The sequence below is a fragment of the Nocardia sp. NPDC051750 genome, from assembly GCF_044453135.1.
In the GTDB taxonomy this organism is placed as follows: Bacteria; Actinomycetota; Actinomycetes; order Mycobacteriales; family Mycobacteriaceae; genus Nocardia.
In genome coordinates, this window is sequence record NZ_JBITCK010000002.1 from 491,344 (window position 1) to 515,560 (window position 24,217).

Sequence of the window (24,217 nt, forward strand, 5' to 3'; positions counted from 1 at the left end):
GACGAATGTCCGTGTGTCGGGCGTGGTTCAGGCCGAGAGTGGTAGGGCTCGGGTGGCCGCGGCGTCGTAGCGGTTCCAGACGACCTCGGCGAGGGCGGGGTCGGGGCCGAGTACCGCGGCGTGCGGTAGGGTGGGATCGTGGTCGAGCAGCCGGTCGGTGAGCAGGCCGGGGGCCAGGAACCAGGGGGCTACCAGTATCTTTTCGGCGCCGCGAGCGCGTAACCGCTGGACGGCGTGGGTCAGCGATGGCTGGGCGGTGGCGAAGCAGACTTCGGTGGGGTAGCCGGTTTGTCTGCCGAACCGGCGGGCCAGGCGTGCGGTGTTCCGGTTGGCGGTTTCCGAGGAGGATCCGACCGCGGCCAGCGCGACACCGACCCGGCCGGTCCAGTTGCGCTCCGTGCAGACCGTGCGAACCCGGTTGTGGAGCAAGGAGATCAACCTCGGGTCGGCGCCGAACACGTCCGCTTGGGTGACGTGTAGCCCCGGGTGCCGGGCCGAGGCGTCCGCCAGGAGCCCGGGCAGATCGACCCGGGCATGGAAGGCGCTGCCCAGCAGCAGCGGGACCACCACGGCCTGGGTTTCGCCGGTGGCGGCCACCGCATCCAGGACCTGCCCGACCGAGGGGGCGTTCAGGTCGAGGAACGCCAATCGCGCGGGCGTTCCCGGGCGCGCGGCCCGGACCTGGTCCAGGAGTGCGGTGACGGTGGCGGCCGACCGGGGATCCCGGCTGCCGTGCGCCACCGCCACCAGAGTCGGGCCGGCCATCAAACCCCGGTTCCGACCTCTACCGCGCTGAGAACATCGCCGACCAGGCCCGCCGCGAGGGTGTTACCGCCCGCGGGATCGATCAGCAGGAAGCTGCCGGTATGGCGGTTGGCGCGGTAGTCGTCGGCCGCGATCGGCTCGGCGACGCGGATCGAGATACGGCCGATATCGTTGAGCGACAAGGATTCCGGGTCCGGATCGGCGGCCAGGCGCTGTTCGTCGAAACGTTCGGTGAGCGCGCCCACGATCGCCTGGGTGGTGCGGGTGCCGTGCTTGAGCAGCAGCCGGGCGCCGGGACGCAGCGGTTTGTCGCCGAGCCAGCACACAGTGGCGTCGAAGGTATCGATCGGTTCCGGTGCGTCACCGGGGGAGGCGATGGTATCGCCGCGGGAGATATCGACGTCGTCGGCGAGGATCAGCGTGACGCTGCGGCCGGCCTGGGCGACGGCGAGTTCCCCGTCCGGAGTGTCGATCCGTTCGACCGTGGTGCGGATACCGGACGGCAGCACCACGACCTCGTCGCCCGGCGCCACCGAACCCGCCGCGATCTGGCCGGCGTATCCACGGTAGTCGGGGTATTCGGGGGTGCGCGGCCGGATCACGTACTGCACCGGGAACCGCAGCCCCACGGCATGTTCTCCGGAATTGTCCGCGTCCACCGGCACCGATTCCAGATGCTCGATGAGCGAGGGACCACTGTAGTACGGGGTCCTGTCCGAGCGAGAGGCGATATTGTCGCCGCGCAGCGCCGAGACCGGAATCTCCAGCACATCCTCGTCCGACCAGCCGAGTGTGCGGGTGAGGTGGGAGAACTCGGCGGAGATCTCCGCGAAGACCTTGGCTGCCGCGGCCTGCTGGGCCTGCTCGCTGGGCTCGTCGCCGCCGATGAGGTCGATCTTGTTCACCGCCAGCACCAGTTTCGGGACGCCGAGCAGCGCCAGCACCGCGGCGTGGCGGCGGGTCTGCTCGATGACGCCCTTGCGTGCGTCCACCAGCAGGATCACCAGCTGCGCCGTCGACGCGCCGGACACCGTATTGCGGGTGTACTGCACATGGCCCGGGGTGTCGGCGAGCACGAACGAACGCTGCGGGGTCGCGAAGTACCGGTAGGCGACATCGATGGTGATGCCCTGTTCGCGTTCGGCGCGCAGGCCGTCCACCAGCAGCGACAGGTCGGGAGTGGACAGGCCCTTGTCCACCGACGCCCGGGTCACCGCGTCGATCTGGTCGGCGAGCACGGACTTGGTGTCGTAGAGCAGACGTCCGACCAGAGTGGACTTGCCGTCGTCGACAGAACCGGCGGTGGCCAGCCTCAATAGGTCGGACATATCAGAAATAACCCTCTCGTTTACGGTCTTCCATGGCGGCTTCGGAGACCCGGTCGTCGCTCTCCTGAGTTGGGCACAGCGCGCCGCGTTCGGGCCAACGCATCAGAAGTAGCCTTCTCGTTTGCGGTCTTCCATGGCGGCTTCGGAGACCCGGTCGTCGCCACGGGTGGCACCGCGTTCGGTCAGCCGCGAGGCGGCGACCTCGGCCAGGATGGCCTCGTTATCGGCGGCGTCGGACAGGATGGCGCCGGTGGTGGACCCGTCGCCGACGGTGCGGTAACGCACGGAACGGGTTTCCAGAATTTCGCCGTCGCCGGGGCCGCCCCAGCTGCCCGGGGTCATCCACATCCCGTCGCGCTGGTACACCGGCCGCTGATGCGCGTAGTAGATGGTGGCCAGTTCGACGTTCTCGCGGGCGATATAGCGCCAGATATCGAGCTCGGTCCAGTTCGACAGCGGGAACACCCGGACGTGCTCGCCCGGTGCGTGCCGGCCGTTGTACAGGTTCCACAGTTCGGGCCGCTGCCGTTTCGGGTCCCACTGGCCGAAGGCATTGCGCAGCGAGAAGATCCGTTCCTTGGCGCGCGAGCGTTCCTCGTCGCGGCGGCCGCCGCCGAAGACGGCGTCGAACCGGTTCTCGCTGATGGCGTCCAGCAGCGGCACGGTCTGCAGCGGGTTGCGGATACCGTCCGGGCGTTCGGTGAGACGGCCGTCGGCGAGGTAGTCCTCGACACTGGCCACATGCAGCCGCAGCCCGTTCTTCTCGACCACGTGATCGCGGAACTCGAGCACCTCGGGCAGGTTGTGCCCGGTATCTACGTGCAGCAGCGCGAACGGCAGCGGCGCCGGCCAGAAGGCCTTCAACGCCAGATGCAGCAGGACGGTGGAGTCCTTACCGCCGGAGAACAGGATCACCGGACGTTCGAACTCGCCCGCGACCTCGCGGAAGATATGGATGGCTTCCGATTCCAGCGCGGCCAGGGTGTCGAAATCCGACAGGCCCACAGAGCGTTCGGTAGCGATGGCTTCGGTCATGAGGCGTGCAACCCACATTCTGTTTTGGCGAGTCCGGCCCAGCGGCCGCTTCGCGGATCGGAACCCGGCTCCGGCTTCCGTGTGCACGGAGCGCAGCCGATGGACGGATACCCCTCCTCCACCAGGGGATTGACGAGAATCGAATGCTTTTCGATGTAGTCCTGCATCTCGTCGTCGGACCACGGTGCGATCGGGTTGATCTTCACCAGCCCGAAACCCTCGTCGAAGGAGATGAGCGGAGCGTTGGCGCGGGTGGGTGCCTCCACCCGGCGGATTCCGGTGACCCAGGCGTTGTAGGGCGACAGCGAATTACGCAGCGGCACCACCTTGCGCAGCCGGCAGCATTCCCCCGCATCCCGGGCGAACAGGTCTTTGCCCAGCAGCGCGTCCTGCTCCTCGACGGTGTGCTCGGGGCGCACGTTGACCACGTTCACCCCGTACACCGCTTCCACGGCGTCGCGGGTGCCCATGGTTTCGGCGAAGTGGTAGCCGGTGTCGAGGAACAGCACATCCACGCCGGGCCGCACCTGGGCGGCCAGCTGGACCAGCACCCCGTCCTGCATATTCGAGGCCACAATGTAGCCGCTGCCGAAGTTCTCGTCGGTCCAGCGCAGCAGCTCATCGGCCGACGCGTCCGGGCCGAGTTCGGCGGCGCCGCGTTCGGCCAGGGCACGCAATTCGTCGGTGCTCAGCTTCGTCGGCAGCTGTTTCTGCTCGGTTGTCACAATGGGTCTCCCGTCACCACGCTCGCGGAATTCATCGCAGATGGGCTTCCTCGGCACGAACGGCCCACTGCGCGAACCGTTCTCCGTCTTCGCGGAGTTTCATGAAGTTGCGCACGACGCGCTCGATGTAATCGCCGAGCTCGGTGCTGGTCACCTTGTGCTGGCGAAGTTTGCGGCCGAATGCGCTGTCCAGGCCGAGGCTGCCACCCAGATGAACTTGGTAGCCCTCGACTTGATTCCCGGCGCCGTCGTCGACCAGCTGGCCCTTGAAGCCGATATCGGCGATCTGGGACCGGCCGCAGGAGTTCGGGCAGCCGTTGATATTGATCGTGACCGGCACATCGAGCTGGTCGTTGAGATCGGCCAGGCGCTGCTCCAGCTCCGGCGCGAGCGCCTGGGACCGCTTACGGGTCTCGACGAAGGACAGTTTGCAGAACTCGATACCGCTGCAGGCCAGCAGGTTGCGCCGCCACACCGAGGGCCGCGCCTGCAGTCCCAGCGGTTCCAGTTCCGCGATCAGCTGCTCGACCTTGTCGTCGGCGATATCGAGCACGATGAGCTTCTGGTAGGGGGTGAAGCGGATCCGGTCCGAACCGGCGCGTTCCACCGCGTCGGCGACCTTCGTGAGGATCGTGCCGGACACCCGGCCCGCGATGGGGGAGAAGCCCACGGCATTGAGTCCGTTGCGCAGTTTCTGCACGCCGACATGGTCGATCGGGCGGCTGGGCTGTTCCGGCGCCGGGCCGTCGATCAGCTTGCGCTTCAGGTACTCGTCCTCCAGTACCTGGCGGAACTTCTCGATACCCCAGTCCTTGATCAGGAACTTCAGCCGGGCCTTGGTGCGCAGCCGGCGGTAGCCGTAATCACGGAACAGGCTGACAACGCCCTCCCAGACCTCGGGCACCTCGTCCAGCGGCACCCAGGCGCCGACCCGCTGGGCCAGCATCGGATTGGTCGACAGGCCGCCGCCGACCCAGAGGTCCAGGCCGGGGCCGTGCTCGGGGTGGTTCACGCCGACGAACGCGACGTCGTTGATCTCGTGCACCACGTCCTGCAGACCGGAGATCGCGGTCTTGAACTTACGCGGCAGATTGGAGTACTCCGGCTTGCCGATGTAGCGGCGCACGATCTCGTCGATCGCGGGCGTGGGGTCGATGATCTCGTCCAGCGATTCGCCCGCCAGCGGGGAACCGAGTACCACGCGGGGGCAGTCACCGCACGCCTCGGTGGTCTGCAGACCGACGGATTCGATCCGCCGCCAGATCTCGGGGACGTTCTCGATCTCGATCCAGTGGTACTGGACGTTCTCCCGATCGGACAGGTCGGCGGTATCGCGGGCGAATTCGGTGGAGATCCCGCCCAGGGTGCGCACCTGCGCGACGTTCAGGGCGCCGCCGTCGCAGCGGATCCGCATCATGAAGTACTTGGCCTCGAGCAGATCGATGTTCTCGTCGCCGGTCCAGGTGCCGTCGTATCCCTGCTCACGCTGGGTGTACAGGCCCCACCAGCGGAAACGGCCGCGCAGATCGCCTTTGTCGATGCTGTCGAAGCCGTTCTTGGCGTAGATGTTCTCGATCCGGGTGCGGACGTTGAGTGGGTTGTCGTCCTTCTTGGACTGCTCGTTCGGGTTGAGCGGTTCGCGGTAACCGAGCGCCCACTGGCCCTCCGCGCGGCGGCGTACCGGTTTGCCGGTGCGGGCGCGCGTCGGGCGTGCGGGGGCCTCGGCCTTTGCGGGGCTTTCGGCCTTCGCGGGGGTGGTGGCGTCGGTGCTCGACGTCATGAAGTCGCTCCTGCTGGGTTGGGCTTACGTCCGTGCTGAGGGCGCGAGGGGCTGACTCGCACCCGCGGTGTCAGCGGGCCGAAATCCTCGAATAGGAATATCGCCGGAAAACCGGGACGGGGCGCAGCTGAGCTACCGGGCGGAACCGGGCAGACAACAGGCGCTGCAGACGCGCTTGTAATCGACGTGGCGACGTGCCACAAGTCGTACTCCTGATGCGCGCATGCGACCCATTGTGCCACGCCGCGACGCGCAATCCGACCGCCCTACCAGTATTTCCCGTGAACAAGCGGGAAATCGCCTGGTTTCACCGGATTATTTGTGACGGCCGTCATATTTTCTCCGGGGCCGTTCGGAGTCGCCGTGGCGTAAGGGGTTGACCTCGAGGTAACTCGAGGTTGCAAGCTCGGCTGCATGAGTACCGAAATCACCCCGTCGCCCTACCAGCCCGCTGACGCCGAGGCCGAAATCGCGGCGATCCGCGCGGTGGTCGCCGCCGTCGCACACGCTCAGGCGCACGAGAACGTCGACCAGTTCACGGCCCTGTTCCGGGCGGATGCCCTCTGGACCACCGGCCACGGCAAGCGGCTGTACGGGCAACCCGCGATCGCGGAGTTCACCGCCCAGGTGCTGCCCGGTGCCACGGCGCACGGCAAGACCACCTATGACGTCGAGCACATCCTGTTCCTGCGGCCCGATGTGGCGGCCGTCAAAGTGCGGCAGCGCCACTACGCCGATGCGGGCGACCTGGACGGTGAAGGCACGCCGCTGTACGTGATGACCAAGGAGGACGGCCGCTGGCTGCTCACCGCCAACCAGAACACCCCGGTCGTCGCAGGCTGAGCGCGCGCCGGTCACACTGGAACGGTGAATTCCCCCGCCACCGCGATCCCGCACAGCGACGCCTCCACCCCGGTGCTGCGCGATTTCGGTGGCGGGCCGTTCGGCATCTACATCCATGTGCCGTTCTGCGCGACCCGCTGCGGGTACTGCGATTTCAACACCTACACCGCCGGTGAACTGGGCACCTCCGCCTCGCCGGAATCCTGGTCGGCCGCGCTGCGCCGGGAACTCGCTACCGCGGCCGGACAGTTCGCCGCATTGCCGAGCCCGACTCCGCAGGTGGAGACGATTTTCGTGGGCGGCGGGACACCGTCGCTGCTGGGCGCGGACGGGCTGGCCCGCGTGCTCGACTCGATCCGAGCCGAATTCGACCTGGCGCCGGATGCCGAGGTGACCACCGAATCGAATCCGGAATCGACCTCTCCCGCGTTCTTCGACGGACTCCGCGCCGCCGGCTTCACCCGGGTCTCGCTCGGTATGCAGTCCGCGGCGGCGCATGTGCTCGCGGTCCTGGACCGCACTCATACCCCGGGCCGCGCCGTGGCCGCCGCCCGGGAAGCCCGCGCCGCCGGATTCGACCACGTCAATCTCGACCTGATCTACGGCACCCCCGGTGAACGCGACAGCGATCTCGACGCCAGCCTGGACGCCGTACTGGAGGCAGGGGTCGACCACGTCTCGGCCTATTCGCTCATCGTCGAGGACGGCACCGCGCTGGCCCGCCGGGTACGCCGCGGGGAACTCCCCGCCCCCGACGACGATGTCCTGGCCGCCCGCTACGAACGCATCGACGCGCGTCTGACTGCCGCCGGACTCACCTGGTACGAGGTATCGAACTGGGCAGCCGGCGACGCCGCCCGCTGCCGCCACAACCTCGGCTATTGGGACGGCGGCGACTGGCTGGGCGCGGGCCCCGGCGCGCACAGCCATGTCGGCGGTGTGCGCTGGTGGAACATCAAGCACCCCGCCCGCTACGCCGACCACACCACACACGGCGGCCTGCCCGCCGCCGGCTGGGAAGCCCCCACCGCAGCCGACCGCTATCTGGAGCGGGTCATGCTCGCGCTACGCCTGCGCACCGGGCTCCCGCTGGCCGACCTCGATGCCCCCGGTGTGGCCGCAGCGCACCAGGTCGCCGCCGACGGTCTCGCCGTCTTACGCGACGACCGGCTGATACTCACCGATCGCGGCCGGCTGCTCGCCGACGGGGTGGTCCTGAAGTTGCTGGACTGAACGACGACAGGTGCGGAGCTGTCGCCGCCGGATGCCTCGGTCGCCGACAGCTGCGCCGGCCGGTCCCGCAGCAGCTGGAATCGCTGGAATCCGTGTTGCCTCTGTTCGGCCCACTGGGCGATGCCGGAAGCGGGCGCCGACGGAACCTCGAGCAACGGATTCCCCCTTGTGCGTTGGGTTCTGCTGTGGTCACGGGGGTGCTGGCAGGGCCTTTCGGACGTCTGCGCCCCGGCGGACGGGGTCCGCGGATTTAGACTGGGTGGTGAACACGGGCTTCCGAACCGGGTTCGGAGGAAGCCGGTGCGCCGCCGGCCCGGCCGGGACGGCGTACCGCACAGCGAGGAGGTGGTGTCGATGTCGAGCACCGAGGATCGGCGATTCGAGGTCCTGCGAGCGATTGTCGCCGACTACGTCGCCACCAAGGAACCCATCGGGTCGAAGACCCTGGTGGAACGGCACAACCTGGGTGTTTCCAGTGCGACCGTGCGCAACGATATGGCGGTCCTGGAGGCCGAGGGGTATATCGCCCAGCCGCACACCAGTTCCGGGCGGATCCCCACCGACAAGGGTTATCGCCAGTTCGTGGACCGGATCGCGGACGTGAAACCGCTGTCGGCGGCCGAACGCAAGGCGATTATGCAGTTCCTGGAATCGGGAGTGGACCTCGACGATGTGCTACGTCGCGGGGTCCGGCTGCTGGCGCAGCTCACCCGCCAGGTCGCCGTCGTCCAGTACCCCACGGTCTCCGCGTCGACGGTGCGTCACCTCGAGGTGGTGGCGCTCAATCCGGCGCGGCTGCTGCTGGTGGTGATCACCGATACCGGCCGGGTCGACCAGCGCCTCGTGGACCTCGGCACCCTCGTCGACGACGAGGACCTCGCCGCGCTGCGCGGCATGCTGGGCGCGGCGATGGACGGCAAACGCCTCGCCGCCGCCTCCGCTGCGGTCGCCGAACTCCCCGAACAGGCGCCACCGAAGCTGCGTGACGTGCTGATCAAGGTGTCGACCGTGCTGGTGGAAACGCTGGTCGAACATCCAGAGGAACGCCTGGTGCTGGGCGGAACGGCCAACCTCACCCGCAATGCCGGCGATTTCGGCCTGCACGGCTCGCTGCGCACGGTGCTGGAAGCGCTCGAGGAGCAGGTGGTGGTCCTCAAACTGCTGGCCGCCGCCCAGCAGCCGGGAATGGTGACGGTGCGGATCGGCGAGGAGACCCAGGTCGCCGAAATGCGGGAGACCTCGGTCGTCACGACGGGCTACGGCGCGGCCGGCGCGGTGCTCGGCGGTATGGGCGTTCTCGGACCGACCCGGATGGACTACCCGGGCACCATTGCCTCGGTGGCCGCGGTAGCCCGCTATATCGGCGAAGTTCTGGCCGAGCGCTGATATCGCGCCATCCCGGACGGGCCCGGCCGTGGTGCCGAGTCCTACGAGGCCGAAGACACCGCACTGTTAGGCTCGGGGCTTCGGCCGGTTAAAGTTGAGTCGACCCGGCTTAGATCACGGGCGGGCGGCTACATCCATCAGGAGCCACGCGGCCGGCCGGGCGAGGCCGGAGCCGTGGACAGCGACCAAGGACTAAGAGAACTCAAGTGGCACGGGATTACTACGGACTGCTCGGTGTCGGTAAAGACGCCTCCGACCAAGAGCTCAAACGCGCGTACCGGAAACTGGCTCGCGAACTGCATCCCGACGTGAACCCGGACGAGGCCGCGCAGGCCCGGTTCAAAGAGGTCTCCGCCGCGTACGAGGTGTTGTCGGACCCGGAGAAGCGCCGCATCGTCGATATGGGTGGCGATCCGCTGGAGGCCGGGGGCGGTGGGGCCGGATTCAGCGGCGCTGGATTCGGCGGGCTCGGGGATGTCTTCGAGGCGTTCTTCGGCGGCATGAGCGGTGGCGGAGCCGGGGGCGCCCGCAAAGCCCGGGGCCGGGTCCAGCCCGGTGCCGATTCGCTGGTGCGCACCCGGCTGAGCCTGGCCGAATGCGCGGTCGGGGTGACCAAACACCTCACCGTCGATACCGCCATCCTCTGCGACCTCTGCCAGGGCGCGGGGACCAACGGCAATTCCAAGCCGGTGCGCTGTGAGACCTGCGGCGGTGCCGGTGAGGTCCAGTCGGTGCAGCGTTCGTTCCTCGGCCAGGTGCTCACCTCCCGGCCCTGCCCGACCTGCCGCGGCGCGGGCGAGACCATTCCCGACCCCTGCCACAAATGCGGCGGTGACGGGCGGGTCCGTGCCCGCCGTGAGATCGCGGCGCCGATCCCGGCGGGTGTGGCGAACGGGATGCGGGTGCGGCTGGCCGCGCAGGGCGAGGTCGGCCCGGGCGGTGGTCATGCCGGTGACCTGTATGTCGAGATCGTGGAACAGCCGCACGATGTCTTCGTCCGCGACGGCGACGATCTGCACTGCACGGTCCGGGTGCCCATGGTGGACGCCGCCCTCGGTACGACCGTGGTGATCGACACCATCATGGACGGCCCCACGGAACTCACCATCTCGCCCGGGACCCAGCCCGGCGAGATCTCGGTGCTGCGCGGGCACGGTATGCCCCGGCTGCGCACCAGTGCGCGGGGCGACCTGATGGCGCATCTGGATATCGTCGTCCCCACCCGGCTGGACAGTAAACAGACCGATCTGCTGCGCAAATACAAGGGTATGCGGGTGAAGGACAAGGCCGAGGTGATGTCGGCGCAGTCCGAGCACAACAGCGGCCTGTTCGCCCGGTTGCGGGCGTCGTTCAGCGGACGCTGATGGCGGCGACCGTCTTCTATCTGGACGAGATCCCGGAGCCGGGCGCCGTCGCGGTACTGGACGGTCCGGAGGGCCGGCACGCGGCGACGGTGCGCCGGATCCGGGTCGGGGAGGCGATCAGTCTCTCCGACGGTCGCGGGCTGCTGGCGGAGACGGAAGTGGTTGCCGCGCAGAAGAATCAGCTCGAACTTCTGGTGCGTGACCGGCGGCGTGCCGAGCCGGCGTCCCCGGCGGTGACGGTGATCCAGGCTTTGCCGAAATCCGAGCGTTCGGAGCTGGCGGTGGAGTTGATGACCGAGGCCGGCGCGGATGTGATCGTGCCGTGGCAGGCCGCCCGCTGTGTCTCGAACTGGGAGGCGAAAGCCGATAAAGGTGTGGCGAAATGGCGGGCCGCGGCCAAGGGCGCGGCCCGGCAGTCGCGCCGGGCCTATATCCCGGAGGTGACCGCCCTGCACCGCACCCCCGATGTGGTCGATACCGTGCGCACGGCGAAAGCGCAGGGTGCGGTGGTCGCCGCGCTCCACGAATCGGGTACCGGAACGTTTACCGGGCTCCCGTGGCCTTCGGCGCTCGCGGTCACGCTGATCGTCGGTCCGGAGGGCGGCCTGGACGATGCCGAGCTGACGGCGCTGGCCGCCGCGGGAGCCGAGGTGGTGCGGCTCGGGCCCACGGTTCTGCGCACCTCCACGGCCGCCACGGTGGCGCTCGGTGCGCTCGGTGCGCTGACCGCTCGCTGGTGACCACCGGGTGAATTCGCGGTATGGCCCGTTCACCAGGGGGTGGGCAGCCGTAATTCCACTGGGACCTGTCGGGCCCGGGAGCTAGACTCGGGGCAGCGAAAGCGTTCGCGAGCAGAGCAAACAGCGCGCGTCACCGCGCCTGTCGAGACCGGAAAGCAGGCCATAGCCACTACGTGCGATCACAAGGCGATATCGGCGATCAGAATTCCTCCGCGGCCGGCAACGGTGCCTCCGGGCCCGCGGCACGCACTGTCCGTTCCAGTATCGAACTCGCGCCCGAGTCGGTGTTCCCTTTCCTCGGCTCGGCCGACGAGAACCTCCGTGAACTGGAGGATCTACTGGCCGCCGACATCCATGTCCGCGGCAATCTGGTCACCCTGACCGGTCGGGCCGCCGATGTGGCGCTGGCCGAGCGGGTCGTCGAACAGTTGGTCGCGCTGACCGGCCGGAATCGGGTGATTACTCCCGAGGCGGTCCGGCACACCTTCTCCATGCTTACCGAGGGCAGTGCGGAATCCCCGGCCGAGGTGCTGAGCCTGGATATCCTGTCCCGCCGCGGAAAAACGATCCGCCCGAAAACGCTGAACCAGAAACGGTATGTCGACGCGATCGACGAGAACACGATCGTTTTCGGTATCGGTCCGGCGGGTACCGGGAAAACTTATCTGGCCATGGCGAAAGCCGTGCAGGCTCTGCAGACCAAGCAGGTCAATCGCATCATTCTCACCCGCCCCGCGGTGGAGGCCGGTGAACGGCTGGGTTTTCTCCCGGGCACCTTGAACGAAAAGATCGACCCCTACCTGCGGCCCCTCTACGACGCACTACACGACATGATGGACCCGGAAGCCATTCCGAAATTGATGGCGGCCGGTGTTATCGAAGTCGCACCCCTGGCATATATGCGCGGCCGCACCCTGAATGATTCGTTCATCATTCTGGACGAGGCGCAGAATACGACCGCGGAACAAATGAAAATGTTCCTGACCCGGCTGGGATTCGGGTCGAAAATCGTGGTGACCGGGGATGTGACGCAGGTCGATCTGCCGCACGGCGCGCGTTCGGGCCTCCGGGCGGCCAGCGAGATACTCACCGATATCGACGATATCCATTTCGCCGAGCTCACCAGCAGCGATGTGGTGCGGCACCGGCTCGTCTCGGAGATCGTGGACGCCTACGAGCAGTTCGAGGCGGAAATCCGGCCGCCCGTCGGGCCGCCGCATATGTCGGGGAATCGGGCACAGCGGCGGGCGGCGGGCCGGACGGCACGGCGGTAACGGCAGCGGTGTTCCGGCTCGGGTGCGTGCTCGGCTTCGGCGACCCCGCACCTCCGCAAACGTCGCGGGCGTCGGATGGGCTCCGGCTGAGCGCACCCATTAGGCTGACCAGGTGAGTATCGAGATCGCCAACGAGTCGGGTATGGACGTGCCCGAGGAAGACCTGGTGGGTGTCGCCCGGTTCGTGATCGGCCGGATGGATGTGCACCCGGCCGCCGAACTGTCCATGGTGCTGGTCGATCTCGACACCATGGCGGACCTCCATATGCGCTGGATGGATCTGCCGGGCCCGACCGATGTGATGTCGTTCCCGATGGACGAACTCGAACCCGGCGGCCGTCCCGACAGCCCGGAACCGGGGCCGTCGATGCTCGGCGATATCGTGCTCTGCCCCGAGTTCGCGCTGGATCAGGCGGCCAAGGCCGGGCATTCGCTGGACCACGAACTCGCCCTGCTCACCGTGCACGGAGTGCTGCATCTGCTCGGCTACGACCACGCCGAACCGGCCGAGGAGAAGGAGATGTTCGCCTTACAGGGCCGGCTGCTCGAGCAGTGGTACGAGGAACTGCACGAGGCGCAGCGGCGGGCCGAGCTGGCCGCGCGGGACGCCCGATTGCTCGGTAAGACGGGTTTCGCGGCGCCGGAAGAGGGCCGATCGTGGCCGGGTGACGCGCACGCGTGAACGACATCACCCTGTTATTGCTCGCTGTGTTGCTCGCTGCGGTGGGCGGGGTTTTCGCGGCCGTGGATTCGGCGCTGAACACGCTGTCGGCGGCCCGGCTCGAGGATATGGCGCGCGGCGACCGGCCCGGTGCCGTGCGGTTGAGCCGCATCGTGGACGACCGGCCCCGCTATGTGAATCTCATGGTGCTCTTGCGCATCCTGTGCGAGATCACCGCGACCGTGCTGCTGGCCGCCGCACTGAGCCGGTTCCTCGACAGCGGCTGGGCGCTGCTGCTGACCGCGGCGATCATGGTGCTGGTCTCCTATGTGGTGATCGGGGTCGGCCCGCGCACCCTGGGCCGCCAGCACGCCTATTCGATCGCGCTCGCCGCGGGGCTGCCGCTGCAGCTCATCGGTGCGCTGCTGGGTCCGGTGAGCCGGTTGCTGATCCTGCTCGGCAACGCGATCACACCGGGCAAGGGCTTCCGGAACGGGCCGTTCGCCTCGGAAATCGAATTGCGCGAAGTGGTCGATATGGCGCGGGAACGCGGCGTGGTCGCCGACGACGAGCGCCGGATGATCCAGTCGGTGTTCGAGCTCGGTGATACCGCGGCCCGGGCGGTGATGGTGCCCCGCACCGAGATGGTGTGGATCGAGGCCGATAAATCGGTGGCCCAGGGGATGTCGCTGGCGGTGCGCAGCGGGCACTCCCGGATTCCGGTGATCGGGGAGAACGTCGACGACATTCTCGGCGTGGTGTACCTGAAGGATCTGGTGCCCTACGCCGACCGCGGACGCAGTGTCCGGGTGCGCGAGGTGATGCGCGATCCGGTGTTCATGCCCGACTCCAAACCGCTCGACGATCTGCTCGACGAGATGCAGCGCCGGCGCAACCATATGGCCCTGCTGGTGGACGAATACGGCGGGATCGCCGGTCTGGTGACCATCGAGGATGTGCTGGAGGAGATCGTCGGGGAGATCGCCGACGAATACGACACCGACGAGACCCCGCCGATCGAGGAGCTCGAATCCGGCCGCTACCGGGTGTCGGCGCGACTTCCGATCGCCGACCTGGGTGAGTTGTACGGTCTGCCGATCGACGAAGAAGAAGTGGACACCGTAGGCGGGTTGCTCGCGCACGAACTGGGCCGGGTCCCGCTGCCGGGCGCGGAGGTCGTCGCGCACGGACTGGAACTACGCGGTGAGGGCGGCGCGGACGCCCGCGGCCGGGTCCGGGTGCACACCGTGGTGGTGGCCCGGGCACCCGAGCAGACTACGGAAACTGATGCGGGGCCGGAGCGGAACGCCCGTCCGCCCGAAACGACGAGGGAGCAGGCCGATGAGTGAACTGGACGCCGAGGACAACAAGCTGCTGGTGCTGGCGCGGGGAGCGCTGGGAAGGACGGGCGGGTCGGCGGGGGCGGCGATCCGCGATACCGACGGCCGCACCTACGCCGCCGGCGAGGTGGGGTTGCAGGCGTTGCGGCTCACGGCCCTGCAGTCGGCGGTGGCGGCCGCGATCTCCAGCGGCGCGGAGGGTTTCGAAGCGGCCGTGGTGATCGGCGGTAAGTTCGCCGATGCGGGGGTGTCGGCGGTGCGCGAGGTTTCCGCGGGGGCGCGGATCGTTTTCGCGGACGCCTCGGGCGCGGTGTTCGATATCGCCGAGGGTTACGAGGCATCCGATGCCTGACGCCGGCGAGCGTGAGTTCCGGTCCGGTTTCGTCTGTTTCGTCGGCCGGCCGAACACCGGTAAGTCGACGCTGACCAATGCCCTGGTGGGAGCGAAGATCGCGATCACCAGTTCGCGCCCCCAGACCACCCGGCACACCATTCGCGGGATCGTCCATCGCGAATTCGCCCAGCTGATCCTGGTCGACACTCCCGGCTTGCATCGTCCCCGCACGCTGCTCGGGCAGCGGCTCAACGATCTGGTGCGCGATACCTATTCCGAGGTGGATGTGATCGCGCTGTGTATTCCGGCGGACGAGAAGATCGGCCCGGGGGATCGCTGGATTGTGCAGCAGGTGCGGCAGATGGCGCCGAAGACCACGCTGCTCGGCGTGGTCACCAAGATCGACAAGGTCGGTCGGGAGCAGATCGCGAAGCAATTGCTCGCGGTTTCCGAACTGCTCGGGCCGGCCTCCGAGGTGATTCCGGTATCCGCGGTCAAGGGCGAGCAGGTCGAGGTACTGGTCGACCTGATCGCCTCCCAGATGCCGCCCGGACCGGCGTTCTACCCCGACGGTGAACTCACCGACGAGCCCGAGGAAACCCTGATGGCCGAGCTCATCCGGGAGGCGGCGCTGGAAGGGGTCCGCGACGAGCTGCCACATTCGCTGGCGGTGGTGATCGAAGACGTGCTGCCGCGGGAAGATCACGACGAATTGCTCGATGTGCACGCGCTGCTGTACGTGGAGCGGCCCAGCCAGAAGGCGATCATCATCGGCAAGGGGGGCAGCCGGTTGAAAGAGGTCGGGACAAACGCCCGCAAGCAGATCGAACATATCCTCGGCACCCGCATCTACCTGCACCTGCACGTGAAAATCGCCAAGGACTGGCAGCGCGACCCCAAACAGCTGGGCAAGCTGGGATTCTAGGCGGCCGGCCTTCGAGCGACCCGATTTCGATACTGAGTATTAGCTGAGGGTTGGCTTACTCGAGTAGCGCTGGTTGGACTAGGCCGATATGCTTCGGCCCCGATACCCGAATCAATCGGCGTGAAACCATTTCTCATCCGACGATTCGGTAACGGACACGACGGGGTGTCGTATGCGGGCTCGGCGTTGAGTCGGCAGGACGAAGCGCGAGCGGGGGTACCCGACCAATGTACGAATCGGTGGCAGCGGGCCCGATGGATGTGTCCGGAGGGGCGAGGCGGCGGCAATGGATAGCCCCCACGCTGGCATTGGCGATCTCGGTGACGATCGGTGTCGGGCTGGTCGGCGGAGCGATGCTTTCGGTGGCGCCCGGCGACCGGATACTCACGGCCCTCTGGATTTCCGTCGCCGTCGTGGCAGCCTGTACCGCGGTCGCCACCGCGGTCTACATGCGCGGGCTTTTCACGGCCGAACAGCGTCGGAGTGCGGCCACGGCGAGCCGGCTCGCGCAGGCCGAGGCCCGGGCCGCCGCGGCCGAACAGGCGGTCGGCGTGGCGCAAGAAGCGACCGCGGCCAGCGAGCGGCGCCGGTCGGCGGCAATCGCGTCGCTCGCGAACGCCTCCGGCCGGATGCAGGCCATGACCACCAGCATGCTGGCCGATCTACAGGAGCTGGAACACCGATATGCCGATCAGGCGGTACTCACCGACCTGCTGAAACTGGATCACGCGACCGCGCAGGCCGGTCGCCTCGCGGACAGTATCGCGATACTCAGCGGTGCGCGCACCGGCCGCCGCTGGGCCAAACCCATTGTGCTGGAACGGGTGCTGCGTGCGTCCATCGGCCGCGTCGGGGGCTATCAGCGGGTACGGATGCGGGCGATCGCCGATATCGCGATTGCCGGGCATGCGGCCGAAGGAATTATCCACGCCCTGTCCGAGCTGGTGGACAACGCCTGCCGGTTCTCCCCGCCCACCACCGAGGTCCACGTCTACGCGGCGGAGATTCCCGCCGGTGTGGTGGTGACGATCGAGGACAGCGGGCTGGTGATGAGCGAATCGTCGCTGCGGCGCGCGCAGCTCACCGTGTCCGGCACGGAAGGCGAGGCGGCCGAGGGGCTTTCCTCGCTCAACGGCACCCGGTTCGGTCTGGCGGTCGTCGGCCGGCTGGCCCGCAAACACGGTCTCACGGTCAGCTACCGGCCGTCGGCGATCGGTGGTACCGCGGCGGTGGTGATGATTCCGCGTGACCTCACCGCCCGGGTCGAACCCCCGGCCACCCCGGCGCTGCCCGCCGGCCGTTCCGCAGGGCAGGCCGGTCTGCTCCCGGCCGCCGGATCGGCCGTCGACACCGGCCCGTTCGGCACGCTCTCCGATACCGGATCCCGGTATCTCACCGCGCCCGCACCGGCCGAAGCGGATACCGGCGCGAACTACAGCGTCGGGAGCACCACGCAGTCCCCGTACATTTCGGGCCGGCACCAGGTCGCGCAGCAGCACACATCGGGTCAGTTTCCGGCCGCGGCCGCGGAGCCGGCGGCGACCACCACGACCGTGCTGCCCAAACGGCGGCGGGGCAGCACCCTGGCCGCCGCCCACCCGGAAGGCCTGCCCGGCCGGCCCGAGCCCTTTTCCGAAGCCTTCGACGGTTCCGCCCAGGAGGATACGACTGCGAAACACCGATCGTCGGCTTCTTCGATGGGGGCGTTCCAACGCGCGGTCACCGGCCGTGCGGACGAGGACCCCCAGCCCTTCGGCGGACCGATCCGACCACCCGGCAACGAGGCCGCGCGGTCGTCGCGTCACTCCATCACAACCGACTGGGAGAACGATCGATGACGATGACATCGGATCCAGCGCAACTGGATTGGCTGTTACAGCGGCTACTCAGCGAAACCGCCGGCGCCCGGCACGCGGTACTGCTGGCCGCGGACGGTATCCAGATGTGCCATACCGCCGGGTTGTCCATGGACCAGGCCGATCGGCTCGCCGCCATCGCGTCGGGAGTGCAGGCTCTTGCAGGGAGTGCCTCGGCGGAGTTCGGCAACGGCCGCGGTGGAGTACGCCAGTCGATGACCGAGTTCCACGGCGGGATCCTGTTCATCGTCGGTGCCGGCGCGGGCGCCCAGATCGCGGTACTGGCCGATGACGACGCCGATGCCGGTCTGGTGGGCGCGCAGATGGCGTCCCTGATCGAGCAGGTCGGGGAGTATCTGTCCGCGCCGCCCCGAGGGAGTCGGGCGAGGTTGCTGTGAACCGTCCGGGCCGCGACGACGAACCTGATCGCTTCTACACTCTCACCGGCGGCCGTGCCGCACCCACCACCGAAGAATTCGATCCGGTCACCCTGGTGGTCAGCGAATGCGCGCCCACACCGGCGATGCAACGCGAGCACGTGGCCATCCTGACAATGTGCCGGCAGCCGACCGCGGTGGTGGAGATCGCCGCCGAACTGCGGCTGCCGTTCGGTATCGCGACCGTTCTGGTCGCCGATCTGCTGCACTCCGGCAAGGTCACCGTCCGCTACCCCGAGCTCGCGGCGGGACCGTACGGCGACACATTCGATATCGACATGCTCGAGAAGGTGCTCGTTGGACTCCGTAGCCTATGACGACCGCCCCACCCGCGCCCGGGCGCCGCTGTCCGGTTCGGTGCGGCACGGTCTGAAAATCGTTGTCGTCGGCGGATTCGGGGTCGGCAAGACCACCATGGTCCGTTCGGTGAGCGAGATCCAGCCGCTGGATACCGAGGCGGTGATGACCAATGCCGGTGCCGGGGTGGACGATCTGTCCGGTATATCCGGGAAGTCCACCACCACGGTCGCGTTCGATTTCGGCCGGATCAGCCTGTCCGACGAGTACGTGCTGTACGTGTTCGGCGCGCCCGGGCAGGAACGGTTCTGGTTCCTGTGGGACCGGTTGTTCACCGGGACCCTGGGCGCGGTGGTGCTGGTGGACCCGCGCCGGATCAGCGATTCCTGGTACGCCATCGACCGGCTCGAATATCAGGGCACCCCGTTCGTGGTGGCCTGTAATTCGTTCGAACCGGAGCCGCCGGCACTCGACGAGGTCCGCGACGCCCTCGACCTGGACCCGCACGTTCCGTTGTTCCTCTGCGACGCCCGTTCCCGGGAATCGGCCAAACAGGTGCTGATCAGTCTGGTCGAACACCTCATCGAGCGGCAGGCTCCGCTCGGCGCCGGATCGGAGCAATGATCGTGACCCATCCGGACTACACCACCGCCACCCTGGGCGGTTGCCCGGTGGCACCGTCGGGCGCGGTCCCGCTGGACGGCCCCGGCTTCCACACCGACCCCGCCCTGCTCTACACCCGGATGCGGTCGGAGCACGGGCCGGTCGTGGCAGTGGAGCTCATCGGCGGTATCCCGGCGTGGCTGGTGATCGGTTATCGGGAACTACATCAGGTCACCACGGACGGGTTGTTGTTCCCGCGGGATTCGAGTCTGTGGAACCAGTGGCCGGCGATCCCGCCGGATTGGCCGTTGCTGCCGATGGTCGGCCGCCCGCAGCCGGGGATCTATTTCACCGCCGGTGCGGCGCATGCCCGGCATGTGGCCTTGGTGGAGCCCGCGCTGGAATCGGTGGACCCGTTCGCCCTGCGCAGTGCCTGCGAACAACTCGCCGACGGCCTGATCGACCGGTTCTGCGGGCGCGGCCATGCGGATGTGGCCACCGAGTTCGCCGAGCTGCTGCCGGTACTGACGCTGGCCTGGATCCTGGGTGTGCCCGAATCGGATGGGCCGTATCTGGCGCAGACCATGCAGGTGCTGTGTGACGGCGGCCCCGAGGCGCCGGCCGCTTACCAGCGGTTCGTGGAGTACATGCGGCAGCTGCTGGCGCAGAAGAAACTCGCCCCGGGCCAGGACCTGGTGTCGCGCATGCTGGCCGATCCCGAACCGTTCGCCGACGAGGAATATGTGCTGAATATGCAGTCGGTGACGGCGGCCGGGCATCTGCCGACCGCCGACTGGATCGGCAATTCGATCCGGCTCATGCTGGTGGACGACCGGTTCGCCGCCGCGTTCGGTGCGGCCCGGCACAGTATCGGCCAGGCCATGACCGAAGTGCTCTGGGAAGATACGCCGACGCAGATCCTGGCTGGCCGCTGGGTCGCGCGCGACACCCGCCTCGGCGAGGCACTGGTCCGGCGCGGGGATATGGTGCTGCTCGGTCTGGCCGCCGCCAACTCCGATCCGCATATCCGCCAATACACCGGTGACGGCGCCGACCCGGCCCATTCCGGCAATGCCGCGCATTTCGCGTTCAGCCACGGCGAATACCGGTGTCCGTACCCGGCGCAGCAGATCGCCGAAATCATCGCCCGCACCGGGATCGAGGTGCTGCTCGACCGGCTGCCCGATCTGGACCTGGCCGTCCCCGCCGAATCCCTGGTCCGGCGGCCGTCGCCGTTCCTGCGCGGATTCACCTCTCTGCCAGTCCGATTCACACCTGTTCCCGCCGTTGGAGGTGGCTCGTGAGCCAGCAATGCCCGCATACCGCGGCCCTGACCATCGATCCCATGGTCGCCGATCTCGCGGGCGAGACCCGTACCCTGTGCGCGGGTCCGGCGCTCACGAAGATCGAACTGCTCGGCGCGCCCGCCTGGACCGTCACCCGGCACAATCTGGCGCGCCAACTGCTCACCGACACCCGGCTGGTCAAAGACCACACACAGTGGAATCTGTGGCAGTCCGGCGCGGTGACCCACGAATGGCCGCTGATCGGCATGATCGATGCCGGCCGATCGATGTTCACCGTCGACGGTGCCGAACACCGCCGGCTGCGGATCAAGACCACCCGCGCGCTGGCGCCGCGCCGGCTCGGCGCGCTGCGGCCGAAGATCGAGCAATTCACCGCCGAACTCCTCGACGATCTGGCCCAGGCCGGAGCCGGCGGCGAGGCGGTGGACCTGAAGCAGATCTTCGCCTATCCGCTGCCGATGCGGGTGGTCAGCGAGCTGATGGGAGTGCCGCGCACCGACCACACATATCTGCTCGAGTCCTATAAGAAGTTCTTCTCCCTGCTCACCCCGCACGATGAACGGATGCGGGTCTTCGTCGAACTCGACGGCTACTACACCGCGCTCATCAAAGAGAAAACCGCGAACCCGGCCGATGATCTCACCTCCGATTTCCTGCACGATGTCGCGGAAGGCGAAACGCCGCTGACCGAGGAGGAAGTGCACGGCAACTTGAAAGCGCTCGTCGCCGCCGGACACGAAACCACGGTCAGTCTGATCATCATGACCACCCGCGCGCTGCTCGGTCACCCGGAACAGCTCGCGGCGATCCGGGCCGGGGAGCGCACCTGGGAGGAGGCGATCGAGGAGACCCTGCGCTGGGACGGCCCGGTCATCCACCTGCTGATGCGTTTCGCCACCGAGGACATCACCGTCGACGACCTGACCATCGAAAAGGGCGACGGTGTGGTCATATCGTATCGCGCCATCGGCCGCGACCGCGGCCTGCACGGCGACGACGCCGATACCTTCGACCTCACCCGCCCGACCGCCAACCGCAATATCTCCTTCGGCTACGGCCCCCATATCTGCCCGGGCGCGGCCCTGGCCCGGCTGGAAGCCGCCATCGCCCTGCCCGCGCTCTTCGACCGTTTCCCGAACCTGCGCGCCGATATCCCCCTCGGCGAGCACGGCAACCTTCCCGTGCTGACCCAGAACGATCCGGCGGCCTTCCCGGTCCGGTTGGGTATCTAGACTGATCCGGTGCAGTTGTACCGGGACCATGCCGTGGTGCTGCGCCAGCACAAGCTGGGCGAAGCCGATCGCATCGTCACGCTCCTGACTCGGCAGCACGGCGTGGTCCGGGCCGTGGCCAAAGGGGTGCGCCGGACGAAATCGAAATTCGGCGCGCGCCTGGAGCCGTTCGCCTATGTCGACGTCCAACTCCATCCCGGCCGGAATCTGGACACGGTGACCCAGGTCCACACTGTCGAGGCTTTCGCCACGGCCATCGTTGCCGACTACGGTCGCTACACCACCGCCTGCGCCGTCCTCGAAACCGCCGAACGCCTGGCCGGGGAGGAACGCGCTCCGGTCCCGCGGCTGCACGTTCTCACCGCGGGCGCACTGCGCGCGATCGCCGCCGGGGAACGCCCCCACGAACTGGTCCTCGACGCGTTCCTGCTGCGTGCCATGGATTACGCCGGGTGGGCCCCCGCCATCGACGAATGCGCTCGGTGTGCCACGCCCGGCCCGCACCGCGCCTTTCATATCGGCGCCGGTGGAGCGGTCTGCGTGCACTGCCGGCCGCCGGGCGCGGCGACACCGGCGCCCGCGGTGTTCGATCACCTGCTGGCGCTGCGCCACGGCCGCTGGGACCGGGTGGCGGAAATTCCGGAATCGGCCCGGCGCCAAGCCAGCGGGCTCATCGCCGCGCATCTGCAATGGCATCTGGAACGCGAACTGCGCACCCTGCCGTTCATCGAGCGTTCTGCCGACGGCGCCGCCGCCGGCGCCGCAGGGCCGGCCGGCCACTGACCGCCCCCGGGAAGCCCCCGCGCGAATCGGCGTGCCCCGAGCACAGCTACCCTTTTCGAGTGATCCTGCGTCGTGATTCCGCCGGTTCGGACGCCCCCGCCGGCGCCCGGACCGTCCGCCCGCCGGCACCCCATCCGTCCGGGGCGACTCCGCCCGATATCCCGCGGGAACTCGTTCCGCGCCATGTCGCGCTGGTGATGGACGGTAACGGCCGGTGGGCGCAGGAGCGGGGCCTGCCGCGGACCGCCGGGCACGAAAAGGGCGAGGCCGTTCTCATGGACACCGTCGAGGGCTGCATCGAGATCGGTGTGAAGTGGTTGTCGGCGTACGCGTTCTCCACCGAGAACTGGCGGCGCAGCCCCGAAGAGGTGCGATTCCTCATGGGCTTCAACCGGGATGTGATCCGGCGGCGGCGCGACGAGATGCACGAGATGGGCGTGCGGGTGCGCTGGGCGGGCCGGCGGCCGCGGTTGTGGCGCAGCGTGATCCGTGAACTCGAGATCGCGCAGGAGCTCACGCAGGACAACACCGTCATGACGTTGACGATGTGCGTGAACTACGGCGGCCGCGCCGAGATCGCGGATGCGGTACGGGAGATCGCGCGCCGGGTGGCCGCCGGTGAGATCGATCCGGAGAAAGTGAACGAGGCCGTGGTGGCCCGGTATATGGACGAACCGGATATGCCCGATGTGGACCTGTTCCTGCGCCCGTCGGGCGAGTTCCGGAGTTCGAACTTCCTGATCTGGCAGTCCGCGTACGCGGAGTTCGTCTATCAGGACACCCTGTTCCCGGATTTCGATCGGCGCAATCTCTGGGCGGCCTGCCTGGAGTACGCGCGGCGGGACCGCCGGTTCGGCGGCACCAAATGAGCGCCGAGTCCGGTGCCGTGGCGCCCGATATCGAGTTGAAGGCCCGGGCCGGAGCGGGTTTGGGCCTGCACGATGTTGACGTCCGGGTCGATACCGATGGTTCGCTGCGGTTCGATTTCCAGGGGGCGTTGTGTTCGCTGAGCGCGTTCACTTTGACGCCGGGCTTGGATGTGCTGTCGCTGACCTGCGTGCTGGCCTGGGATCGCCCGCTCAAACCGCAGTTGCACAAGCGGGTGGCCGAACGTAATGCCGCTCTGCAGTTCGGTTCCATCGCGGTGATGACGCGGGGGAAGCTCGCGGATGTGGTGCTGCGCTACACCTTTCCGGCGGCCGGTCTGGACGATCAGGCGCTCACGACCATGCTGCTGCTGGTGCTCGGCGGTGCCGGTGAGGCACGTCAGGGATTGCTGCCCTGACCGGAGTTCCGATCCGCGGCTCCGGCCGGCTTCGGGCCGGGGGAGCGCGGGGGTCCGTACGGGAAGAGCGTTTCGATGCCGCGGATGTATTCGTCCCGGTCCATATCGCCTATGAGCAGGCTTTGCAGGACATACCCCGGCAGCAGTCCGAACAGTGCGGCAGCGACCGCGTCGAGGTCGGCATCGGCGGCCAGCCAGCCCTGGTCCCGCATGCGCTCGGCGTAGTCGCGCCACATGGCGCGGATGCCGGACATGGTCCGGAGCACCGGTTCGGCGGCTTGTTTGTCGATCAGGGCCAGTGACCATGCCTGTGGTGCCAGTCGCAATCGGCCTTCGGGTCCGCTCTGGGTATCGAGCCAGGCCGTCATATGGGCGACCAATTCCGCGGGCGTCGGGGGCGGGTCGCGGTGGATCACCTCCGACATCCGGGCGCGGATATCGCCGGCCGCTGTCGACGCCAGCGCCATGACCAGTTCGTCTTTGCCCTTGAAATAGCGGTAGACCGCACCTGCCGACAGCCCGGATTCGGTGAAGACGTCCTGCATGGAGGTCTGATGGAACCCCTTGCGGACGAAGCAGATCCGGGCCGCGTCGAGGATCTGCTGCCGGCGGCGTTCCAGGTGTTCGTCACTGACTCGGGGCATGGATCCAAACTAAAACGAATGTTCGTTCTTGACAAGTCGC

Annotated in this window: 26 protein-coding genes; 19 read left to right on the forward strand and 7 right to left on the reverse strand. The window is 68.0% G+C overall.

The genetic code is table 11. The annotated features are described in order from the left end of the window. Positions 1-27 precede the first annotated feature (27 nt). The 6 genes from ACIA75_RS09510 to ACIA75_RS09535 form a co-directional block, all read right to left on the reverse strand. Positions 28-765 carry a sirohydrochlorin chelatase gene (locus ACIA75_RS09510; RefSeq protein WP_397101862.1) on the reverse strand — a complete coding sequence of 246 codons (738 nt, stop codon included), beginning with the start codon at positions 763-765 and terminating at the stop codon, positions 28-30. Beyond that, the gene (locus ACIA75_RS09515) at positions 765-2,093 is read right to left on the reverse strand and encodes a sulfate adenylyltransferase subunit 1 (protein WP_397101864.1); all 1,329 of its coding nucleotides are present in this window, start codon (positions 2,091-2,093) and stop codon (positions 765-767) included. The genes ACIA75_RS09510 and ACIA75_RS09515 overlap by 1 nt, the downstream gene beginning before the upstream one ends. A 102-nt stretch (positions 2,094-2,195) precedes the next feature. Continuing rightward, positions 2,196-3,146, reverse strand: a complete 951-nt coding sequence (gene cysD, locus ACIA75_RS09520; protein WP_397101866.1) for a sulfate adenylyltransferase subunit CysD — start codon at positions 3,144-3,146, stop codon at positions 2,196-2,198. Continuing rightward, positions 3,125-3,853: a phosphoadenylyl-sulfate reductase gene (locus tag ACIA75_RS09525; protein ID WP_397101868.1), complete on the reverse strand. Its 729-nt coding sequence runs from the start codon at positions 3,851-3,853 to the stop codon at positions 3,125-3,127. The genes cysD and ACIA75_RS09525 overlap by 22 nt, the downstream gene beginning before the upstream one ends. 31 nt (positions 3,854-3,884) lie before the next feature. Then, positions 3,885-5,633 carry a nitrite/sulfite reductase gene (locus tag ACIA75_RS09530; protein WP_397101870.1) on the reverse strand — a complete coding sequence of 583 codons (1,749 nt, stop codon included), beginning with the start codon at positions 5,631-5,633 and terminating at the stop codon, positions 3,885-3,887. 132 nt (positions 5,634-5,765) lie between these two features. Next, the gene (locus ACIA75_RS09535) at positions 5,766-5,867 is read right to left on the reverse strand and encodes an Ms4527A family Cys-rich leader peptide (protein WP_357238227.1); all 102 of its coding nucleotides are present in this window, start codon (positions 5,865-5,867) and stop codon (positions 5,766-5,768) included. Positions 5,868-6,047: 180 nt separating this feature from the next. On the opposite strand from ACIA75_RS09535, the gene ACIA75_RS09540 reads away from it, so the two are divergent. From ACIA75_RS09540 to ACIA75_RS09630, 19 genes are all read left to right on the forward strand, one after another. Continuing rightward, positions 6,048-6,476 carry an SgcJ/EcaC family oxidoreductase gene (locus ACIA75_RS09540; protein WP_397101873.1) on the forward strand — a complete coding sequence of 143 codons (429 nt, stop codon included), beginning with the start codon at positions 6,048-6,050 and terminating at the stop codon, positions 6,474-6,476. A 45-nt stretch (positions 6,477-6,521) separates the two neighbouring features. Continuing rightward, complete coding sequence (gene hemW, locus ACIA75_RS09545; protein WP_397103435.1) at positions 6,522-7,709, forward strand: radical SAM family heme chaperone HemW; 1,188 nt, start codon at positions 6,522-6,524, stop codon at positions 7,707-7,709. A 354-nt stretch (positions 7,710-8,063) separates the two neighbouring features. Further along, positions 8,064-9,095 (forward strand): heat-inducible transcriptional repressor HrcA, encoded by a 1,032-nt coding sequence (hrcA, locus tag ACIA75_RS09550; RefSeq protein ID WP_397101875.1) that lies wholly within the window; start codon positions 8,064-8,066, stop codon positions 9,093-9,095. 206 nt (positions 9,096-9,301) lie between these two features. Further along, complete coding sequence (dnaJ, locus tag ACIA75_RS09555) at positions 9,302-10,459, forward strand: molecular chaperone DnaJ (protein WP_397101877.1); 1,158 nt, start codon at positions 9,302-9,304, stop codon at positions 10,457-10,459. Beyond that, entirely contained in the window at positions 10,459-11,199 is a 741-nt protein-coding gene (locus tag ACIA75_RS09560) for a 16S rRNA (uracil(1498)-N(3))-methyltransferase (protein WP_397101879.1), read from the forward strand. The genes dnaJ and ACIA75_RS09560 overlap by 1 nt, the downstream gene beginning before the upstream one ends. A gap of 173 nt (positions 11,200-11,372) precedes the next feature. Then, complete coding sequence (locus ACIA75_RS09565) at positions 11,373-12,473, forward strand: PhoH family protein (protein WP_397101881.1); 1,101 nt, start codon at positions 11,373-11,375, stop codon at positions 12,471-12,473. 112 nt (positions 12,474-12,585) lie between these two features. Then, complete coding sequence (ybeY, locus tag ACIA75_RS09570; RefSeq protein ID WP_397101883.1) at positions 12,586-13,155, forward strand: rRNA maturation RNase YbeY; 570 nt, start codon at positions 12,586-12,588, stop codon at positions 13,153-13,155. After that, positions 13,152-14,483, forward strand: a complete 1,332-nt coding sequence (locus tag ACIA75_RS09575) for a hemolysin family protein (RefSeq protein ID WP_397101886.1) — start codon at positions 13,152-13,154, stop codon at positions 14,481-14,483. Before ybeY ends, ACIA75_RS09575 begins: the two co-directional genes overlap by 4 nt. Next, a complete protein-coding gene (locus ACIA75_RS09580) occupies positions 14,476-14,826 on the forward strand; it encodes a cytidine deaminase (RefSeq protein ID WP_397101888.1) in 351 nt (116 codons plus the stop codon). The genes ACIA75_RS09575 and ACIA75_RS09580 overlap by 8 nt, the downstream gene beginning before the upstream one ends. Continuing rightward, positions 14,819-15,733: a GTPase Era gene (gene era / locus ACIA75_RS09585; protein WP_397101890.1), complete on the forward strand. Its 915-nt coding sequence runs from the start codon at positions 14,819-14,821 to the stop codon at positions 15,731-15,733. The genes ACIA75_RS09580 and era overlap by 8 nt, the downstream gene beginning before the upstream one ends. 227 nt (positions 15,734-15,960) lie before the next feature. Continuing rightward, on the forward strand, positions 15,961-17,571 hold the full coding sequence (locus ACIA75_RS09590; RefSeq protein WP_397101892.1) for a sensor histidine kinase: 1,611 nt from the start codon (positions 15,961-15,963) through the stop codon (positions 17,569-17,571). A gap of 2 nt (positions 17,572-17,573) precedes the next feature. Further along, positions 17,574-17,987, forward strand: coding sequence for a roadblock/LC7 domain-containing protein (locus tag ACIA75_RS09595; RefSeq protein WP_397101894.1), 414 nt, complete (start codon positions 17,574-17,576; stop codon positions 17,985-17,987). Continuing rightward, complete coding sequence (locus ACIA75_RS09600) at positions 17,984-18,343, forward strand: DUF742 domain-containing protein (protein ID WP_397101896.1); 360 nt, start codon at positions 17,984-17,986, stop codon at positions 18,341-18,343. The genes ACIA75_RS09595 and ACIA75_RS09600 overlap by 4 nt, the downstream gene beginning before the upstream one ends. Then, a complete protein-coding gene (locus tag ACIA75_RS09605; protein WP_397101898.1) occupies positions 18,324-18,947 on the forward strand; it encodes a GTP-binding protein in 624 nt (207 codons plus the stop codon). Before ACIA75_RS09600 ends, ACIA75_RS09605 begins: the two co-directional genes overlap by 20 nt. Then, positions 18,944-20,230 carry a cytochrome P450 gene (locus ACIA75_RS09610; protein WP_397101900.1) on the forward strand — a complete coding sequence of 429 codons (1,287 nt, stop codon included), beginning with the start codon at positions 18,944-18,946 and terminating at the stop codon, positions 20,228-20,230. Before ACIA75_RS09605 ends, ACIA75_RS09610 begins: the two co-directional genes overlap by 4 nt. Then, complete coding sequence (locus ACIA75_RS09615; protein WP_397101902.1) at positions 20,227-21,465, forward strand: cytochrome P450; 1,239 nt, start codon at positions 20,227-20,229, stop codon at positions 21,463-21,465. Before ACIA75_RS09610 ends, ACIA75_RS09615 begins: the two co-directional genes overlap by 4 nt. A gap of 9 nt (positions 21,466-21,474) precedes the next feature. After that, positions 21,475-22,248, forward strand: a complete 774-nt coding sequence (gene recO, locus ACIA75_RS09620; protein ID WP_397101904.1) for a DNA repair protein RecO — start codon at positions 21,475-21,477, stop codon at positions 22,246-22,248. A 59-nt stretch (positions 22,249-22,307) separates the two neighbouring features. Next, positions 22,308-23,117: an isoprenyl transferase gene (locus ACIA75_RS09625; protein WP_397101906.1), complete on the forward strand. Its 810-nt coding sequence runs from the start codon at positions 22,308-22,310 to the stop codon at positions 23,115-23,117. Beyond that, positions 23,114-23,533: a hypothetical protein gene (locus ACIA75_RS09630; protein ID WP_397101908.1), complete on the forward strand. Its 420-nt coding sequence runs from the start codon at positions 23,114-23,116 to the stop codon at positions 23,531-23,533. Before ACIA75_RS09625 ends, ACIA75_RS09630 begins: the two co-directional genes overlap by 4 nt. Here ACIA75_RS09630 and ACIA75_RS09635 read toward each other — a convergent pair. Further along, positions 23,515-24,177: a TetR/AcrR family transcriptional regulator gene (locus ACIA75_RS09635; protein WP_397101910.1), complete on the reverse strand. Its 663-nt coding sequence runs from the start codon at positions 24,175-24,177 to the stop codon at positions 23,515-23,517. The two genes, ACIA75_RS09630 and ACIA75_RS09635, sit on opposite strands and share 19 nt — an antisense overlap. Positions 24,178-24,217: the final 40 nt, after the last annotated feature.

Bases quoted from the DNA above. Each gene is read 5' to 3' on its own strand.
- ACIA75_RS09535 (WP_357238227.1), bottom strand. From the start codon at position 5,867: ATGGGTCGCATGCGCGCATCAGGAGTACGACTTGTGGCACGTCGCCAC.
- ACIA75_RS09630 (WP_397101908.1), top strand. From the start codon at position 23,114: ATGAGCGCCGAGTCCGGTGCCGTGGCGCCCGATATCGAGTTGAAGGCC.
- cysD (WP_397101866.1), bottom strand. From the start codon at position 3,146: ATGTGGGTTGCACGCCTCATGACCGAAGCCATCGCTACCGAACGCTCT.
- hrcA (WP_397101875.1), top strand. From the start codon at position 8,064: ATGTCGAGCACCGAGGATCGGCGATTCGAGGTCCTGCGAGCGATTGTC.
- ACIA75_RS09515 (WP_397101864.1), bottom strand. From the start codon at position 2,093: ATGTCCGACCTATTGAGGCTGGCCACCGCCGGTTCTGTCGACGACGGC.
- era (WP_397101890.1), top strand. From the start codon at position 14,819: ATGCCTGACGCCGGCGAGCGTGAGTTCCGGTCCGGTTTCGTCTGTTTC.
- ACIA75_RS09560 (WP_397101879.1), top strand. From the start codon at position 10,459: ATGGCGGCGACCGTCTTCTATCTGGACGAGATCCCGGAGCCGGGCGCC.
- ACIA75_RS09580 (WP_397101888.1), top strand. From the start codon at position 14,476: ATGAGTGAACTGGACGCCGAGGACAACAAGCTGCTGGTGCTGGCGCGG.
- ACIA75_RS09635 (WP_397101910.1), bottom strand. From the start codon at position 24,177: ATGCCCCGAGTCAGTGACGAACACCTGGAACGCCGCCGGCAGCAGATC.
- ACIA75_RS09590 (WP_397101892.1), top strand. From the start codon at position 15,961: ATGTACGAATCGGTGGCAGCGGGCCCGATGGATGTGTCCGGAGGGGCG.
- ACIA75_RS09510 (WP_397101862.1), bottom strand. From the start codon at position 765: ATGGCCGGCCCGACTCTGGTGGCGGTGGCGCACGGCAGCCGGGATCCC.
- ACIA75_RS09540 (WP_397101873.1), top strand. From the start codon at position 6,048: ATGAGTACCGAAATCACCCCGTCGCCCTACCAGCCCGCTGACGCCGAG.
- ACIA75_RS09610 (WP_397101900.1), top strand. From the start codon at position 18,944: ATGATCGTGACCCATCCGGACTACACCACCGCCACCCTGGGCGGTTGC.
- ACIA75_RS09530 (WP_397101870.1), bottom strand. From the start codon at position 5,633: ATGACGTCGAGCACCGACGCCACCACCCCCGCGAAGGCCGAAAGCCCC.
- ACIA75_RS09595 (WP_397101894.1), top strand. From the start codon at position 17,574: ATGACATCGGATCCAGCGCAACTGGATTGGCTGTTACAGCGGCTACTC.